Genomic DNA, 693 nt, shown 5'->3' on the forward strand with positions numbered 1-693 from the left:
AATGTCTCAGGGTTAAAGTTAGGTAGGTCTTTACGAATGTCATCGGCCGCCGCACGCAGCGTGTCGATCACAGCGTCGTTTGCATAGACAATATTTCGGTCAGCATCTGCCATCATTACGTTAGCGGTCACGCTATCAAGGGCTGTTTTAATACGTGATGTTTCGGCGATCATGCGCTTGTCCTCTGCGGCGCGATCACGCAGTTTCTGGCGCATATCTTTCATCGCAGCAAGCAGGCTTGTTGTATCGCCTTCTTTAGTCTCGACTTCTTCATCGAGTTGTCCGTCTGCGATACGGCTTATAACAGCCGTTGCATACGAAGGTTCACCACCGATGGTTTGAGTAAGATTTCTGATAATAAAGAAGGCCGCAATGATGCCAAATAAGATAGCGATGGTAGAGCCGATATATATGATAGCGGTTGTCGCCGAGGCTGTGTCTGCTTGTTCTTGATTTCTAACAACGATCAGTTTCTTTTCTTCGCCGATAAAGTCAGCAATCACGTCGCGCATGGTATCCATGCTCTTTTTGCCGAGACCTTTGCCAATGTACGCGACGATATCAGCATTAGTCGCATTACCCGCATTAACGTCTTTGCGGATGTCCATAGATGGTTCTACATGTTCACGGATCCATGTGTACTTTAGGTTCACTAAATTTGAAATACGTGACACTTGTTGGGGATTATCCGAT

The 693-nt window shown here is 46.6% G+C and carries 1 protein-coding gene; it reads right to left on the bottom strand.

The features are described 5' to 3' along the window. Nucleotides 1–674 (bottom strand): PAS domain-containing protein (locus tag A3738_RS18700; protein ID WP_369819821.1); only part of this gene is annotated, 674 nt, incomplete at its 3' end. Nucleotides 675–693 lie beyond the last annotated feature (19 nt).

The sequence above is a fragment of the Oleiphilus sp. HI0066 genome (assembly GCF_001635725.1).